The sequence below is a fragment of the Ralstonia sp. 22086 genome, assembly GCF_052045975.1.
Taxonomy (GTDB): Bacteria; Pseudomonadota; Gammaproteobacteria; order Burkholderiales; family Burkholderiaceae; genus Ralstonia; species Ralstonia wenshanensis.
On record NZ_JBQEPZ010000006.1, the window covers coordinates 67960 to 84736 of the forward strand.

At 63.0% G+C, this 16777-nt stretch carries 12 protein-coding genes; 11 read left to right on the forward strand and 1 reads right to left on the reverse strand.

Annotated elements, in window-relative coordinates; genetic code table 11:
* Positions 1-104: 104 nt before the first annotated feature.
* From pilM to ACTJK6_RS23180, 8 genes are all read left to right on the forward strand, one after another.
* Positions 105-1175 carry a pilus assembly protein PilM gene (gene pilM, locus ACTJK6_RS23145; RefSeq protein ID WP_316871539.1) on the forward strand — a complete coding sequence of 357 codons (1071 nt, stop codon included), beginning with the start codon at positions 105-107 and terminating at the stop codon, positions 1173-1175.
* Positions 1176-1185: 10 nt separating this feature from the next.
* On the forward strand, positions 1186-1818 hold the full coding sequence (locus ACTJK6_RS23150; RefSeq protein WP_232041182.1) for a PilN domain-containing protein: 633 nt from the start codon (positions 1186-1188) through the stop codon (positions 1816-1818).
* 2 nt (positions 1819-1820) lie between these two features.
* Positions 1821-2480: a type 4a pilus biogenesis protein PilO gene (locus ACTJK6_RS23155; protein WP_232041181.1), complete on the forward strand. Its 660-nt coding sequence runs from the start codon at positions 1821-1823 to the stop codon at positions 2478-2480.
* Positions 2477-3022, forward strand: coding sequence for a pilus assembly protein PilP (locus tag ACTJK6_RS23160; protein WP_045203028.1), 546 nt, complete (start codon positions 2477-2479; stop codon positions 3020-3022). Before ACTJK6_RS23155 ends, ACTJK6_RS23160 begins: the two co-directional genes overlap by 4 nt.
* A 2-nt stretch (positions 3023-3024) precedes the next feature.
* Positions 3025-5184: a temperature dependent type IV pilus secretin PilQ gene (pilQ, locus tag ACTJK6_RS23165; protein ID WP_440840292.1), complete on the forward strand. Its 2160-nt coding sequence runs from the start codon at positions 3025-3027 to the stop codon at positions 5182-5184.
* A 138-nt stretch (positions 5185-5322) separates the two neighbouring features.
* Complete coding sequence (locus ACTJK6_RS23170; RefSeq protein WP_440840270.1) at positions 5323-5895, forward strand: shikimate kinase; 573 nt, start codon at positions 5323-5325, stop codon at positions 5893-5895.
* Complete coding sequence (aroB, locus tag ACTJK6_RS23175) at positions 5892-6998, forward strand: 3-dehydroquinate synthase (RefSeq protein ID WP_260804094.1); 1107 nt, start codon at positions 5892-5894, stop codon at positions 6996-6998. Before ACTJK6_RS23170 ends, aroB begins: the two co-directional genes overlap by 4 nt.
* Before the next feature lie 19 nt (positions 6999-7017).
* Complete coding sequence (locus tag ACTJK6_RS23180; RefSeq protein WP_232041177.1) at positions 7018-8184, forward strand: deoxyguanosinetriphosphate triphosphohydrolase; 1167 nt, start codon at positions 7018-7020, stop codon at positions 8182-8184.
* Between the two features lie 219 nt (positions 8185-8403).
* Here ACTJK6_RS23180 and ACTJK6_RS23185 read toward each other — a convergent pair whose 3' ends face one another.
* Entirely contained in the window at positions 8404-9078 is a 675-nt protein-coding gene (locus tag ACTJK6_RS23185; protein ID WP_232041176.1) for an OmpW/AlkL family protein, read from the reverse strand.
* A gap of 251 nt (positions 9079-9329) precedes the next feature.
* Between ACTJK6_RS23185 and ACTJK6_RS23190 the strand changes: the two genes are divergently transcribed.
* The 3 genes from ACTJK6_RS23190 (at position 9330) to ACTJK6_RS23200 (ending at position 16634) form a co-directional block, all read left to right on the forward strand.
* Entirely contained in the window at positions 9330-10055 is a 726-nt protein-coding gene (locus ACTJK6_RS23190) for a transposase (RefSeq protein ID WP_316871600.1), read from the forward strand.
* A gap of 261 nt (positions 10056-10316) precedes the next feature.
* Entirely contained in the window at positions 10317-15029 is a 4713-nt protein-coding gene (locus ACTJK6_RS23195) for a glutamate synthase-related protein (RefSeq protein WP_440840271.1), read from the forward strand.
* A 141-nt stretch (positions 15030-15170) separates the two neighbouring features.
* Positions 15171-16634, forward strand: a complete 1464-nt coding sequence (locus ACTJK6_RS23200; RefSeq protein ID WP_045203035.1) for a glutamate synthase subunit beta — start codon at positions 15171-15173, stop codon at positions 16632-16634.
* Positions 16635-16777: the final 143 nt, after the last annotated feature.

The window sequence follows — 16777 nt, forward strand, 5'->3', positions numbered from 1 at the left end:
TCCAGCAGCAAATCTAAGCAGGCTATGGCGCACGTTGGATTTGCGACGGGCGCCAGGGTTCAAAAAACTATAAACGGTGGGGTGTCTCTGTGCGACGGGGTTTGTTGTCCGGCCTGCTGCGCCGCAATATCGTCGGGATAGATATCGGGTCTTCCAGCGTCAAGGTGGTGGAGTTGTCCGCCAACGGCAAGCAGGGAGATTTCCGTCTCGAAAAATGCGCCAGCGAGCTGATTGAACGCAGTGCCGTCGCCGACGGCAATCTGGTGAATATCGATGCGGTGGGCAATGCGCTCAAGCGTGCCATCGCCAAGGCAGGCATTCGCGGCAAGGAAGCCGTGCTTGCCATTCCCGCAAGCCTGACGGAATCGCAAACCGTCAGCCTGCCCGACAACCTGACCGAAGACGAGCTTTTCGTGCAGGTCGAGAGCGAAGCCAATCGGCTGTTTCCGCCCTCGCAGAACGTCAATTTCGACTATGTCGTGATCGGCCCGTCCGAAACCGAAGGCGGGATCGGCGTGCGTGTCACGGCAACGGTTTCCGAGCGCGTGACCGAGCGCGTGACCGCCGCCGAGATGGCCGGTCTGAAAGCGATCGTCATGGATGTGGAAGAGAACGCCATCCAGCGCGCCATGACGCACATGCTGGCCGTCAAGCCGGACGCCACCGAAACCGAGACGCGCGACATGCCCGTCGTGGCGATGTTCCACCTGGGCGGGGCGCGCTCGCACGCACTGTTCTACCAAGGCTGGAAGGAGTTGTATGACCAGCCGATGTCCGGCTCGGGCGACCAGCTCACGCAAAGCATCTCGCGTCTGTTCTCACTCGATCTGCTCAAGGCCGAGGTGAAGAAGCGCAAGAACACGTTGCCCGACGAATACCGTAGCCAGCTGCTCAAGCCCTCGCTCGAGACGCTGGCCATGGAAGTGGGGCAGGCGATCCAGAATTTCCTGTCGACTTCGAGCGTCGGCCGCGTGGACGAGATCGTGCTCTCGGGCGGTCACGCATCGTTGCTGGGCGTGCAGACCGCGATCCAGCAACAGACGCAGATCAATACGACGCTGGCCAATCCGTTCGCCAACATGGGCGCGGCCAAGAACGTCAACGCGCGCTATCTGCAGCGCGATCTGCCGGCCTACATCGTCAGCGCGGGCCTTGCCCTGCGCGGGCTGCAATAAGGAGCTGACGATGGCCAATGAAAGCGCGAATGCCGTGAATGCGCTACCGAACGTCAATCTGCTGCCGTATCACGCAGAGCGACGTGCCGGTAAGCGCAAGAAAGTCTTCATGAGCCTGGGCGGCGCTGCCGTTGCGGGCGCAGTGGTGGTGTTCCTGGGCGGCATGGTGATCGATCACCAGACCGAAGAAGCGCAACGCATCAACGACATCCTCACGCAGAAGAACGCGGAGATGGACAAGCAGATCGCCGAGGTCAACACCCTCAAGAAGGACATCGACGACCTGCTGCAACGTCAGCAAGCGGTGGAAAGCCTGCAGAACCAACGCAACCGCCCGGTGCAGTTGCTCGAAGAACTGGTGCGCCAGGTGCCGGACGGCATCTATCTCACCTCGCTCAAGCAGGATGGCGAGCGTTACACCGTATCGGGTGTGGCCCAGTCCAACGAACGCGTGTCGGACCTGCTGCGCAACCTGGGTGCGGTGCCCTGGCTGGATCACGCCGAGCTGGGTGAATCGGTGGCCACCACCATGACCAACAACCTGAAGGAACAGCGCCGTCTGTTCAACTTCACGATCCGCTTCCAATGGAAGGCCGAGCCGGCAGCGCCGGCCAAGCCGGGTGCGGCCACGGCGAGGAAATAACCATGGCGCTCTCGACCGAAATTTCGCTGGAAGACCTGGTCAGCCAGTTCCGTGGCCTGAACCTGAATGAGCCGGAAACGTGGCCGATGGCGCCGCGCATCCTGTTCATGATTCTGTCCGCCGTGCTGGTGATCGGACTGGGTTGGCAGTTCTATTGGAGCGGCAAGTTTGACGAGCGGGACGCCAAGCGCACCGAGCAGAACAACCTCAAGTCGGCATACCAGAGCAAGCTCGCGCAGGTGGTGAACCTCGAAGCGCTGCGCAAGCAGAAGGCCGAGGTGGAGCAGCGTGTCGCGAAGCTCGAGCTGCAATTGCCCAACAAGACCGAAATGGATGCGCTGCTGGCCGACGTCAACCATGCCGGTATCGCGCGTGGCCTGACTTTCGACCTGTTCCGTCCCGCTGCCGCCGTACTCAAGCCTTACTACGCCGAGATCCCGGTGGCCGTGAAGGTGAATGGCCGCTATCACGACATGGCGCTGTTCGCTGCAGACGTGGCGGCGCTGTCACGCATCGTCACGCTGCAGAACATCTCGCTGACGGGTACCAAGGATGGCGGCATGGTGATGGAAACCCGCGCTGAAGCCTACCGGGCGCTTGACGCCGACGAGCAGGCGGCTCAGCGCAAGGCGAATGCCGCCGCCAAGGGAGGCGCCAAATGAGGGGCCGCACCATGAGCCGTCGCCGCATGTCGCACGTTCTGCGTCTGTCGCCCCTGTGCCTGGCCGTCGTGCTGACGGCCTGCGGCGCGAGCGAAGACGATGAATTGCAGCAATGGATGCAGCAAGCGCGCCAGAGCGTCAGTACGACCGTGCCGCCGCTGCCCGAGCCCAAGCCTTACGCGCCGCGCGAATACACGACCACCAAGCAGACTGATCCGTTCAGCGTGCAGAAGGTGGCAGAACTCTCGCGCGCGCAGAACGAATCGCCGGAACCGAATCGCCGTCGCGAGCCGCTGGAAGACTATCCGCTGGAAGCCTTCAAGCTGGTCGGGACGATGAAGCGCAATGGCGAGACGGAAGCCGTCCTGTCTGTCGGGGACAAGACGCAGCATGTGCATGTGGGGCAGTACATCGGACAAAACTATGGTCGCATCGTCCGCATCGGAGACCAGGAACTCACCCTGCGTGAGCTGGTGCGCGAAGGCACGACCGAATGGAAAGAAAAAATGACGACCCTGAAAGTTCAGGAGAGCGCGCAATGACGATGCGTCTTGTGAAGGGCGGCCTGTCGCAGGCAACCCGAGTGGCCCGGGGGGGCGCGGTGGCATGGCTTTCGCTGTGCCTGTTCATGATGGCCGGTCAGGCTGTCGCTCAGCAGGCAGCGCCTGCGGCGGCAGTCTCCGGCAACACGATCGAAAAGGTGGAGCAGGCTTCGGCCGGTGAATCCACTGTGGTGACGGTCACGCTCAAGAACGCGCCGACCCAAAAGCCGGTGGAGTTCAGCACGCAGCAGCCCGCGCGCATCGCCATCGACTTCTTCGGGGCGACCTTTGCGCAAGGCCGAGCCAACTACCAATACGGCGGCAAGCTGCTGCGTTCGGCGAACGTCGTGCAGATCGGCGATCGCACCCGCGTCGTGCTCGATTTGTCGCGTCAGACGCAGTACAAGTCCGAAGTGCGCGGTAACCAGTACGTACTGACGCTGGAAGCCGCACCGGTGGCAGCGGCTGTCTCGGCGCCGACCTTCTCGGCTCCGACACCCGCTGCAGGTGCTGAGCGTCCGGCCGTGCGCAACGTTGATTTCCGCCGCGGCGAGGACCTCGCCGGCCGCGTGGTGGTCGATTTGTCGACTGCCAACTCGGCGATCAACATCGCGCAGCAAGGCCAGAACCTCGTGGTCGACTTCGTCGGTGCGACGCTTCCGCAGTCGCTGCGTCGCCGCTATGACGTGAGCGATTTCGGTACGCCCGTGCAGGCCATGCGGGCCACCGACAACGGCACTGGCGCACGCCTGATCATCGAGCCGCGTGGCAACTGGCAGTACAGCTCGTACCAGACCGACACGCAGTTCGTCGTGGAAGTGCGCCCTACCAAGGAAGACCCGAACAAGCTGATTTCCGGCCCGGGTTACCGTGGCGAGCGCCTGTCGCTGAACTTCCAGAACATCGATGTGCGTTCGTTGCTGCAAGTCTTCGCCGACTTCACGAACCTCAACATCGTGACCAGCGACAGCGTGACGGGCACCCTTTCGCTGCGTCTGAAGGATGTGCCTTGGGATCAGGCACTGCAGATCGTGCTGGATTCGAAGGGCTTGGCGTCGCGCCGCAACGGCAACGTGCTGTGGGTTGCCCCGCGCGGTGAGCTGGCCACGAAGGAGAAGGCTGAGCTTGAGTCGCAGCAGCAAGTGACCGAGCTGGAGCCGTTGCGCAGCCAGGTGTTCCGCCTGAACTACCAAAGCGCCGGGGACGTGCGCAACATGCTGCTGGGTACCGGGGCGGCAGGTGGTGCGGCTGGTGCTGCTGGTGGCGCCGCGACTTCACGGATTCTGTCCAAGCGAGGCTCGCTCACGGCGGATACGCGTACGAATCAGCTGTTCGTCTCCGATATTCCGAGCAAGCTCGAAGAGGTGCAGGCCTTCCTCCAGAAAATCGACATCCCTGTTCGCCAGGTGATGATCGAGGCGCGCATCGTTGAGGCTGACGACACGTTCAGTCGCAACCTGGGTGCCAAACTGGGCTTCGCGTCAAAGACGAATGGCGCGGGTTACGGCAACACCTACACCAACGTGGTGTCGCCTGTGACCAAAGACGCTACGTGGGACAACAGCCCGGCGCTCAGCTTTCCCGCCAACGGCATTAATGGTGTGAACGCAGCCAGCGTTGCCGTGAGCCTGTTCAACGCCGGTGCTGGCCGTTTCCTGGCCCTGGAGCTGTCCGCGCTGGAAGCTGACGGCCGCGGCAAGATCGTCTCCAGCCCGCGCGTGGTCACTGCCGACAACATCAAGGCACTGATCGAGCAGGGTACTGAGATTCCGTACCAGCAGGCGACCTCTTCCGGCGCGACTTCGGTGTCGTTCAAGAAGGCCAACCTGAAGCTGGAAGTGACGCCCAAGATCACGCCCGACGGCAACATCTTCCTGGATGTGGACGTCAACAAGGACAGCGTGGGTATCCAAACGACCAACGGTTTTGCCATCGACACCAAGCACGTACAGACGCAGGTGCTGGTAGAGAACGGCGGCACGGTCGTGATCGGCGGTATCTACACGCAGAACGAGCGGACCGACATCAACAAGGTGCCGCTGCTGGGTGACATTCCGGTGCTGGGTAACCTGTTCAAGAGCACGAACAAGATCAACAACCGCACCGAGCTCCTCGTCTTCCTGACGCCGCGAGTGCTGTCCGATCAACTGTCACTGAAGTAATCGGCTGTAGTCTCGCGATCTGAAAGCCCGGCCTCCTGCGTGGAGCGCCGGGCTTTTTTGTGTCCTGCTGCCGGGTTTGTGCTGGATGGTGACCAAATGCCACTACAATCAAGCTCAAATTCCTGATTTCACGCGATTTTGTCTGTTTCCAACGTTTTTTTCGTCGGCTTGATGGGCGCGGGCAAGACCACGGTCGGCCGGGCGGTGGCGCGTCGGCTCGACCTGCCGTTCTTCGATTCCGACCATGAGATCGAAGCGCGCTGCGGCGTGCGTGTGCCGGTCATTTTCGAGCACGAGGGCGAAGTGGGCTTCCGTGATCGCGAAACCCACATGATCGACGAACTCACCTCGCGCGATGGCGTGGTCCTCGCCACCGGCGGCGGCGCCGTCCTCCGGCCCGAGAATCGCGCTTTCCTGCGCGAGCGAGGCACCGTGATCTACCTGCGCGCCAATCCGCATGACCTGTATCTGCGCACGCGTCACGACAAGAACCGGCCACTTCTGCAGACCGAGAACCCGCGTGCCAAGCTTGAAGAACTGCATGCGATCCGTGATCCGCTATACCGTGACGTGGCGCACTTTGTCATCGAAACGGGCAAGCCCACGGTGGCGCAGCTTGTTAATATGGTGCTGATGCAACTGGAGGTGGCCGGCATTGTGGCGCCGCCGGTGGGCACCTCCACCTCCTCGCAAGTCTCCCCTCAGTCATGATTACCGTTGATGTTGACCTTGGCGATCGCGCCTATCCGATCCATATCGGCTCTGGGCTACTTTCCAAGGCCGAGTTGTTTGCCCCCCACATTCGCGGCGCGCGTGCCGTGATCGTCACCAACGAGACCGTCGCTCCGCTCTATGCAGCCAAGGTCGAGGAGGCCATTCGTTCGCTCGGCAAGGCTGTCGACACCGTCGTGCTGCCCGATGGCGAATCGTTCAAGAAGTGGGACACGCTCAACCGCATCTTTGATGCGCTGTTGACGGCGGGCGCAGACCGCAAGACCACGCTGATCGCGCTGGGCGGCGGCGTGATCGGCGACATGACCGGCTTTGCCGCTGCCTGCTACATGCGCGGCGTGCCCTTCATCCAGGTGCCGACGACGCTGCTGTCGCAGGTCGATTCCTCGGTGGGCGGCAAAACGGGCATCAACCACCCGCTGGGCAAGAACATGATCGGCGCGTTCCACCAGCCGCAGGCGGTGCTGGCCGATATCGATACGCTGCGCACCTTGCCCGCGCGTGAACTGGCTGCCGGCATGGCCGAGGTCATCAAGCACGGCGCAATTGCCGATGCCGATTACTTCGCCTGGATCGAGCAGAACATCAAGGGCCTCAACGATTGCGATACCGACCTGATGGCCGAAGCCGTGCAGGGCTCGGTCCGTATCAAGGCGGCTGTCGTGGCGCAGGACGAACGCGAGACCGGGCTGCGAGCCACCCTCAACTTCGGCCATACCTTCGGCCACGCCATCGAGGCCGGCCTGGGCTACGGCGAATGGCTGCACGGCGAGGCCGTCGGCTGCGGCATGGTGATGGCGGCGGACTTGTCGCATCGCCTGGGCTTTATCGACATCGATACGCGCAACCGAATCACCGCGCTCACGCGTGCGGCCGACCTGCCGACGGTGGCGCCGGACCTGGGCGTCGATCGGTTCATCGAGCTGATGCGCGTCGACAAGAAAGCCGAAGCGGGCGAGATCAAGTTCGTGTTGCTGCGCAAGCTGGGCCAGGCGTTTGTGACCACGGTGCCCGATGCCGACTTGCGCGCCACCTTGCAGCACGCCGTGCTGCGACCACCGACCGAAGCGCCCGTCGCCTGAGACAAGATGAGATGGCCTGATGAACGACCGATTTGATTTGCCGTCCGCCCCGTTCGATCTCGAAGGCCATCTCGCCCCCTACGCCGCGCATTCTGCGCAGACGCGCGGCCGCGTCCACGCCGAGCCGCCATCCACGTCGCGCACAGAGTTCCAGCGCGACCGCGATCGCATCATCCACAGCACCGCGTTCCGCCGGCTTGAATACAAGACGCAGGTCTTTGTGAATCACGAAGGCGATCTGTTCCGGACCAGGCTCACACACAGCCTGGAGGTCGCGCAGATTGGCCGGTCGATTGCGCGCAGCCTGCGTCTGAACGAAGACCTGGTCGAAGCGGTTTCGCTGGCACACGACCTGGGCCACACGCCCTTCGGCCACGCTGGCCAGGACGCGCTCAACGATTGCATGAAGCCGTATGGCGGCTTCGAACACAACCTGCAGAGCTTGTTGGTCGTCGATCGGCTGGAAGAGCGCTACGGTGGTTTCGATGGCTTGAACCTGACGTTCGAAACGCGCGAGGGCATTCTCAAACATTGCTCGCGAAATAACGCGGCCACGCTAGGTGACCTGGGCCGGCGCTTTCTCGAAGGGCAACAGCCTTCTTTGGAAGCACAGCTGGCCAATCTTGCCGATGAGGTTGCATACAACAACCATGATATCGACGATGGCCTGCGCTCCGGCCTGATTACGCTAGAGCAACTCGAAGGCGTGCCGCTGTGGGCCATTCACCGGCGCGAAGCCGAGGCCGCGTTCCCGAATGTCAGCGGCCGGCGCCTGATCAACGAAACCATTCGCCGCATCATCAACGCGCTGATCGTCGATCTGATCGGCACCACGCGTGCCGGCATTGCCGACGTTGCGCCGCGATGTATCGACGATGTGCGCGCCGCGCCAGCGCTCGTCGCGTTCTCAGATCCGATGCGCGAAGAGGCGCGCGCGCTCAAGCGCTTCCTGTTCGATAACCTGTATCGGCATTACCTCGTGATGCGCATGGCCGCGAAGGCGCGCCGCATCATCGACGATCTGTTCTGCGTCTTCATGGACGACCCGCGCCTGCTGCCGCCGCAGTACCAAGCGAAAGCCACCCCCGAAGAGCAGCCGCGCTGGATTGCGCATTACATCGCTGGCATGACGGATCGCTACGCCATCAAGGAGCACCGCCGCATCTTTGCCGTGGATGCGGTTTGACTAACGGCAGTAACGGTCGAGCCGCTATCCGATCGCCTGGCTCCCAAGCGATCTGAAACCAGGTCAAAAGCAAACGCCCAAAAAAAATGCCCGGCCGCCCCAACGCATGCCGGGCCGAACGCGCCAACCACCGCCGACGAGCGCCCCCGCCGTCGACGGCCCCTGCGGCACGTCGGTAAAAGTCGATCAGGACAGTGTCAGTTCGCTGATCGTCCTCCCTTAAAAGCGATAACCCAGGCCGACGCCCAGCAGCCATGGGTCAACCTTGACCTTGCTGATGGTCTGGCCGGCCATCTTCACGTCGGCGCTGATCCAGGTCTTCTTCAGGTCGACGTTGAAGTAGAGGCGTTCGGTCAGGCGATAGTCGAAGCCGGCCTGCAGCGCGGGGCCGAAGCTGTTCTTGCTGAGGTCCAGCGAGCCAACGCCCGGCACCTGCAGATTCACATTCGAGATGCGCGTGTAGTTGATGCCCGCACCCACGTACGGCTTGAAGCGCGACTCGGGCGTGAAGTGGTATTGCATCGTCAGGATGGGGGGCAAGTGGCGGAAGCTGCCGATCTTGGTCGGGCCGCCCAGCGCGCTTTGCATGACCGTGACGTCCTGTTGTTGCGGGTAAGTCAGGATCAGCTCGGCCGCGAGGTGCGGCGTAAAGAAGTACGAGATGTCCAGCTCAGGCAGGACCTTGTTGTTGATCTGAATGGCATCAGCCGGAATGGCCAGTGCGGGCACCGCGTCGGATTTGTTGGCCGCTGTCAGGTTGACGGCGCGCAGACGCACCATCCAGTTGCCGGTGGCCGGCGCCAAATCCGTGCTCTGCGCAAAGGCGGTCTGGCTGAATCCGGCGGCAAGCATTCCGGCGGCAACAGCTACGGTGGCTAGGCGGTGAAAAGCCATGAATCGCTCCCTCTCTTGTCGTCTCGTGATGTGATGGGAGCCAGTCTCGCGGGGAAGTCGCTTGGCCGATTTGCTCGGGATCAAGTTCACCCCGTCGTCGATGACGCGTACGGCCGCCAATTTGACGGCACGCAAACTCTGCCGTCGCCCCTCGACGACAGTCGGGATGCAAGCGTTTGCCTGCCAAAAATTGGGGACAGGTTCGCCGGCTTCACGCTACGATGGCGCTTTTCGCCGCACTGTCTTTTTCCATGGCCCGCCTGCCTCGCCTCAGTCCCACCGATGTCCCTGTGCACGTGTTGCAGCGCGGCAACAATCGCCAGGTCGTTTTTCGCGGTGACGACGACTACGCGTTTTATCTCGATACGTTGCGCATGGCCGCGCGCGAGCACGACTTTGCCGTCCATGGCTTCTCACTGATGCCGAATCACGTCCACCTGGTGGGAACGCCCAAGGTGGCGGACAGCCTTTCGCGCACGCTGCAGGCGGTCGGGCGGCGCTATACGCGGTACTTCAACGCCGCGGCCGATCGCAGCGGAACGCTGTGGGAAGGGCGTTTCCGCTCGACCGTGCTGGACCCGGCCGAATGGGTGTTGCCGATGCTGCTGTATGTGGAGTCCAACGCCGTGCGCGCGGGTCTCGTCAGCACACCGGAAGACGACCGATGGAGCACGTATCGGCACCATGTGGGCATCCAATCCATCCCGTGGGTGAGTGACCACTATTGCTATTGGCGGCTTGGTAATACGCCTTTCGAGCGTCAATCTCGCTATCGAACGTTGTGGCATGAAGGTTTGGGCTCTGACCAGCTGGCGCAGATTCGCCAGCATGTGCACAGCGGTTGGCCACTTGGCAACGAGGCGTTTCTCGCGACACTGGCGCGCGCCGGAGGCCGCCGCGTTGCCCCATTGCCCAAAGGGCGACCGCCTCGCCAACCCGCAGAAGCGGTCGTGGAGGGCGGCGTGCGTACCGAATAGCGAGGTGGCGGCGCCGTCGTGCCCAGGTGCTTCGATGCGGACGAATTTAATCTGTCCCCAATAATAAACCCGCACTGTTGTCGTGCATTTATTAATTTACTCCGACCCCATTTAAAAACTTTTGCCTGTTACAGGCTGCTCTTTTATATTCGTTCCACCCCGCATTCATGGTGCGGCGCGCCATTGCTTGTCTGCCACCGCATCCGCACGATCGCGAGGGCCTTCCACGGTGCGCAGTACCGACAACCTCGGAAGATCGCCGTGGAACAACATTCCTTCCCCGCCGCACCGTCGGCCCAGGGTCTGTACGACCCGACCAATGAACATGACGCTTGCGGCGTCGGCTTTGTCGCTCACATCAAGGGCAAGAAGAGCCACGAGATCGTCCAGCAAGGCTTGCGCATCCTGCACAACCTCGACCACCGGGGCGCCGTCGGTGCCGATCCGCTGATGGGCGACGGCGCGGGCATCCTGCTGCAGATTCCCGACCAGTTCTTCCGCGAAGAGATGGCGAAGCAGGGCATCAACCTGCCGCCGGCCGGCGAATACGGCGTCGGCATGATCTTCCTGCCGAAGGAACACGCGTCGCGCCTGGCCTGCGAACAGGAACTTGAGCGCACCGTGCGCCTGGAAGGCCAGGTCGTGCTGGGCTGGCGCGATGTGCCGGTCGACAAGACCATGCCGATGTCGCCCACGGTGCAGAAGACCGAGCCGGTGATCCGCCAGATCTTCATCGGGCGCGGTCGCGACATCATGACCACCGATGCGCTGGAGCGGAAGCTGTACGTGATCCGCAAGACGGCAAGCCACGCGATCCAGGCGCTCAAGCTCAAGCACGGCAAGGAATATTTCGTGCCGTCGATGTCGGCGCGCACGATCGTCTACAAGGGCCTGCTGCTGTGCGAACAGGTCGGCCGCTACTACCAGGACCTGGCAGACCCGCGCACGGTGTCGGCGCTGGCGCTGGTGCACCAGCGTTTTTCGACCAACACGTTCCCCGCATGGGAACTGGCGCACCCATACCGCATGGTTGCGCACAACGGCGAAATCAACACCGTCAAGGGCAACGTCAACTGGATCAACGCGCGTACGGGCGGCATCTCGTCGCCGGTGCTGGGCGATGATCTGCCCAAGCTGTGGCCGCTGATCTATCCGGGTCAATCCGATACGGCATCGTTCGACAACTGCCTCGAACTGCTGACGATGGCCGGCTACCCGCTGGCCCAGGCGATGATGATGATGATTCCGGAAGCGTGGGAACAGCACACGCTGATGGACGACAACCGTCGCGCCTTCTACGAATACCACGCCGCGATGATGGAGCCGTGGGACGGCCCCGCCGCCATCTGCTTTACCGACGGCCGCCAGATCGGCGCGACGCTCGACCGTAACGGCCTGCGTCCGGCGCGCTATTACGTCACCGACGACGACATGGTCGTGATGGCGTCCGAAGCGGGCGTGCTGCCGATTCCCGAGTCGCGCATCGTCAAGAAGTGGCGTCTGCAGCCGGGCAAGATGTTCCTGATCGACATGGAGCAGGGCCGCATCATCGACGACAAGGAACTCAAGGACAACCTGGCGAACGCCAAGCCGTACAAGAGCTGGATCGATGCCGTGCGCATCAAGCTCGACGAGCTGGACGCGAAGCCCGAAGACGTGGCCGCCGAAACCAAGCCGGCCGCGAAGCTGCTGGATCGTCAGCAGGCTTTCGCCTACACGCAGGAAGACGTCAAGTTCCTGATGACCCCGATGGCCGCCAACGGCGAAGAAGCCGCGGGCTCCATGGGCAACGACAGCCCGCTGGCCGTGCTGTCGTCCAAGAACAAGACGCTGTACAACTACTTCAAGCAACTGTTCGCGCAGGTCACGAACCCGCCGATCGACCCCATCCGCGAAAACGTGGTGATGTCGCTCGTCTCGTTCATCGGCCCGAAGCCGAACCTGCTGGAGCTGAACAACATCAACCCGCCGATGCGTCTTGAAGTGAGCCAGCCCGTGCTGGACTTCAAGGACATGGCGAAGATCCGCAACATCGAGCACTACACCGGCGGCAAGTTCATGGCTTACGAGCTGGACATCTGCTATCCGGTGGCGTGGGGCAAGGAAGGCATCGAAGCGCGCCTGGCCTCGCTGTGCGCAGAGGCCGTCGATGCGGTCAAGTCGGGCTACAACATCCTGATCGTGTCGGACCGCGCGGTCGACGAGAAGCAGGCCGCGATTCCGGCGCTGCTGGCCACGTCTGCCATCCACCATCACCTGGTGGACAAGGGCCTGCGCACGAGCACGGGGCTGGTCGTCGAAACGGGCTCGGCCCGCGAAGTGCACCACTTCGCCCTGCTTGCCGGCTATGGCGCAGAAGCCGTGCACCCGTATCTGGCGATGGAGACGCTGGCCGAATTGGCGCCGGGCCTGGGCCTGACCGCCGAGAAAGCCATCTACAACTTCACCAAGGCGATCGGCAAGGGCCTGCACAAGGTGATGTCCAAGATGGGCATCTCGACGTACATGTCGTACACCGGCGCGCAGATCTTCGAAGCGATCGGTCTGTCGCGTGAACTGGTCGACAAGTACTTCCAGGGCACCGCATCGAACGTCGGCGGCATTGGCATCTTCGAGGTGGCCGAGGAAGCGCTGCGCCTGCACCGCGACGCCTTTGGCGATGCGCCGGTGCTGGCCAACATGCTGGACGCCGGCGGCGAATACGCCTACCGCGTCCGCGGCGAAGAGCACATGTGGACGCCGGATTCGATCGCCAAGCTGCAACATGCGACGCGCGCGAATTCGTACCAGACGTACAAGGAATACGCGAACCTCATCAACGATCAGAGCAAGCGCCACATGACGCTGCGCGGTCTGTTCGAGTTCAAGGTGGACCCGGCGCGCGCGATTCCGCTGGAGGAAGTCGAGCCGGCCAAGGAAATCGTCAAGCGCTTTGCGACCGGCGCCATGTCGCTCGGTTCGATCAGCACGGAAGCGCACACCACGCTGGCCGTGGCGATGAACCGCATCGGCGGCAAGTCGAACACCGGCGAAGGCGGCGAAGATGAGCGCCGCTACCGCAACGAACTGCGCGGCATTCCCATCAAGCAGGGCACGAAGCTGTCGGACGTGATCGGCCGCGAAGTGGTCGAGCGCGATCTGGAACTGCAAGAAGGTGATTCGCTGCGCTCGAAGATCAAGCAGGTGGCGTCGGGCCGTTTTGGCGTGACGGCCGAGTACCTGGCCTCGGCTGATCAGATCCAGATCAAGATGGCGCAGGGTGCAAAGCCTGGTGAAGGCGGTCAGCTGCCCGGCCACAAGGTGACGGATTACATCGGCAAGTTGCGTTACGCAGTGCCGGGTGTTGGCCTGATCTCGCCGCCGCCGCACCACGACATTTACTCGATCGAAGATCTGGCACAGCTCATTCACGACCTGAAGAACGTGAACCCGCGTTCGGACGTGTCGGTCAAGCTGGTGTCGGAAGTGGGCGTCGGCACGGTGGCAGCAGGTGTCGCCAAGGCCAAGGCAGACCACGTGGTGATCGCCGGTCATGACGGCGGTACCGGTGCCTCGCCGTGGTCGTCGATCAAGCATGCCGGCACGCCGTGGGAGCTGGGTCTGGCCGAGACGCAGCAGACGCTGATGCTCAACGGCCTGCGCAACCGCATCCGCGTGCAAGCCGACGGCCAGATGAAGACCGGCCGCGACGTCGCGATCGGTGCGCTGCTGGGCGCGGACGAGTTCGGCTTCGCCACCGCACCGCTGGTGGTCGAGGGCTGCATCATGATGCGCAAGTGCCACCTGAACACCTGCCCGGTGGGCGTGGCGACGCAGGATCCGGTGCTGCGCAAGAAGTTCTCGGGCAAGCCCGAGCACGTGGTGAATTACTTCTTCTTCGTGGCCGAAGAAGTGCGCGAAATCATGGCGCAGTTGGGCATCCGCACGTTCAACGAACTGATCGGCCGCGCGGACCTGCTCGACACGAAGTCCGGCATCGAACACTGGAAGGCCCGCGGCCTGGACTTCGCGCGCATTTTCTATCAGCCGGCCAAGAAGGAAGGCGAGCCGTGCTACCAGGTCGATGTGCAAGACCACGGTCTCGATCGCGCGCTGGATCACCAGCTCATCGAGAAGGCCAAGGCTGCACTGGAAAAGGGTGAGCGCGTGTCGTTCATCCAGCCGGTGCGCAACGTCAACCGCACTGTCGGCGCGATGCTCTCGGGCGAAGTGGCCAAGCGCTACGGCCATGAAGGTTTGCCTGATGACTCGATCCACGTGCAGATGCAGGGCACGGCTGGCCAGTCGTTTGGCGCGTTCCTGGCGCATGGCGTGACGCTGGACCTGGTGGGCGACGGCAACGACTACGTGGGCAAGGGCCTGTCGGGCGGCCGCGTGATCGTGCGCCCGCCGCACGAGTTCCGCGGTGAGCCGACCAACAACATCATCGTCGGCAACACCGTGCTGTACGGCGCGCTAGCCGGTGAGGCGTTCTTCAACGGCGTGGCCGGCGAGCGCTTTGCGGTGCGCAATTCCGGGGCCACCACGGTGGTGGAAGGCACGGGCGATCACGGGTGCGAGTACATGACCGGCGGTACCGTCGTCGTGTTGGGTACCACCGGCCGTAACTTCGCGGCAGGCATGTCGGGCGGCGTTGCCTACGTCTATGACGAAGACGGCCTGTTCGACAAGCGCTGCAACACGGCGCAGGTCGCACTGGAATCCGTGCTTTCGGCAGCTGACCAGGAGAAGGCGCATACCCCGTCGACCTGGCACAAGGTGAACGGCGAGCGCGTGCTCGACGAGCAACTGCTCAAGGCGCTGGTGGAAAAGCACTTCCGCTACACCGGCTCCGAGCGTGCCAAGGAGCTGCTGGCCGACTGGAACAACGCCCGTCGCCGCTTCGTCAAGGTCTTCCCGACCGAGTACAAGCGCGCGCTGGCCGAGATGTACGAACGCGAACAGGAAGCCGGCCGCGAACAGATCGCAGCCTGATTTCCGTCGATTTGGCGAATGGTTGATCCGCGCGATTGGCCATTCGCCGCCACCGAATACAACGCAACCTCACAAGACAGGCTCGACTGCCTGGCTGGCGCGACTGTGCCGGCAGAGCAGCATCGGGTTAGGAAGGACACCATGGGCAAGGCGACCGGTTTTCTCGAATTTCCCCGCCAGAACGAGGCATACGAAGCGCCCGAAGCGCGCGTGAAGCATTACAAGGAGTTCGTGTTCGCGCTGGCGGACAACGAAGCCAAGATCCAGGGCGCGCGCTGCATGGATTGCGGCATTCCGTTCTGCAACAACGGCTGCCCCGTCAACAACATCATCCCGGACTTCAACGACCTGGTGTATCGCCAGGACTGGAAGACGGCGATTGAAGTGCTGCACTCGACCAACAACTTTCCCGAGTTCACGGGCCGTATCTGCCCGGCACCGTGCGAAGCGGCTTGCACGTTGGGCATCAACGAACTGCCGGTCGGCATCAAGTCGATCGAGCACGCCATCATCGACAAGGCGTGGAAAGAAGGCTGGGTCGCGCCGCAAGTGCCGAAGCACAAGACTGGCAAGACCGTGGCCGTGGTCGGCTCCGGCCCTGCAGGCATGGCTGCAGCGCAGCAACTGGCGCGCGCCGGTCACGATGTGACGCTGTTCGAAAAGAACGACCGCATTGGCGGCCTGCTGCGCTACGGCATCCCCGACTTCAAGCTGGAAAAGGCACAGATCGACCGCCGCATGCAGCAGATGGAAGCCGAAGGCGTGACCTTCCGCACCGGCGTGATGGTGGGCGACAAGACGGTGCCGGCCGGCATCACCAACGACGCGCGGGAGATGATCTCTGCCGACGACATCCTCAAGCAATTCGACGCTGTCGTGCTGACGGGCGGTTCGGAAGTGCCGCGCGATCTGCCGGTGCCGGGCCGTGATCTGGACGGCGTGCATTACGCGCTGGAATTCCTGATTCCGCAGAACAAGGAAGTGGCCGGCGATGCGCCGAACCCGATCCGCGCCGACGGCAAGCACGTCATCGTCATCGGTGGCGGCGACACGGGTTCGGACTGCGTTGGCACGTCCAACCGCCATGGCGCCGCATCGGTCACGCAATTCGAACTGCTGCCGCGTCCGCCCGAAGAAGAGAACAAGCCGCTGGTGTGGCCGTACTGGCCGATCAAGCTGCGCACGTCGTCGTCGCATGACGAAGGCTGCGAGCGCGACTGGTCGGTCGCTACCAAAGCGCTCATCGGCGAGAACGGCCGCGTGACGGGCCTCACCGCCGTGCGCCTGGAGTGGAAGGACGGCAAGATGGCCGAGGTTGCAGGCAGCGAGTTCACGCTCAAGGCCGATCTCGTGCTGCTCGCGATGGGCTTTACCAACCCGGTCGGCGGCGTGCTGGATGCCTTTGGCGTGACGAAGGACGCGCGCAACAACGCGCGTGCCGCCACCGAGGGCGACAACGCCTACGCGACCAACGTGCCGAAGGTCTTCGCCGCCGGCGATGTGCGCCGTGGCCAGTCGCTCGTGGTGTGGGCCATCCGGGAAGGCCGCCAGGCTGCTCGCTCGGTTGACGCGTTTCTCATGGGCCATTCGGAACTGCCGCGCTGACCACGCGGTTGACCGTCTGACTCAGGCCCGCCTGCCTCGGCGGGCTTTTTTGTTTGTGACACGCGTGTTGTGGCGGCAGCGTCATGCCTCATGGTTTACGTCGACATGGTTTACATGAGTGCAGGGCGGACGGGCGGATTTCT

Excerpts from the sequence above, each read along its gene's own strand:
- ACTJK6_RS23150 (WP_232041182.1), top strand. The coding sequence starts at position 1,186 with ATGGCCAATGAAAGCGCGAATGCCGTGAATGCGCTACCGAACGTCAAT.
- ACTJK6_RS23155 (WP_232041181.1), top strand. The coding sequence starts at position 1,821 with ATGGCGCTCTCGACCGAAATTTCGCTGGAAGACCTGGTCAGCCAGTTC.
- ACTJK6_RS23160 (WP_045203028.1), top strand. The coding sequence starts at position 2,477 with ATGAGGGGCCGCACCATGAGCCGTCGCCGCATGTCGCACGTTCTGCGT.
- pilQ (WP_440840292.1), top strand. The coding sequence starts at position 3,025 with ATGCGTCTTGTGAAGGGCGGCCTGTCGCAGGCAACCCGAGTGGCCCGG.
- aroB (WP_260804094.1), top strand. The coding sequence starts at position 5,892 with ATGATTACCGTTGATGTTGACCTTGGCGATCGCGCCTATCCGATCCAT.
- ACTJK6_RS23180 (WP_232041177.1), top strand. The coding sequence starts at position 7,018 with ATGAACGACCGATTTGATTTGCCGTCCGCCCCGTTCGATCTCGAAGGC.
- ACTJK6_RS23185 (WP_232041176.1), bottom strand. The coding sequence starts at position 9,078 with ATGGCTTTTCACCGCCTAGCCACCGTAGCTGTTGCCGCCGGAATGCTT.
- ACTJK6_RS23190 (WP_316871600.1), top strand. The coding sequence starts at position 9,330 with ATGGCCCGCCTGCCTCGCCTCAGTCCCACCGATGTCCCTGTGCACGTG.
- ACTJK6_RS23200 (WP_045203035.1), top strand. The coding sequence starts at position 15,171 with ATGGGCAAGGCGACCGGTTTTCTCGAATTTCCCCGCCAGAACGAGGCA.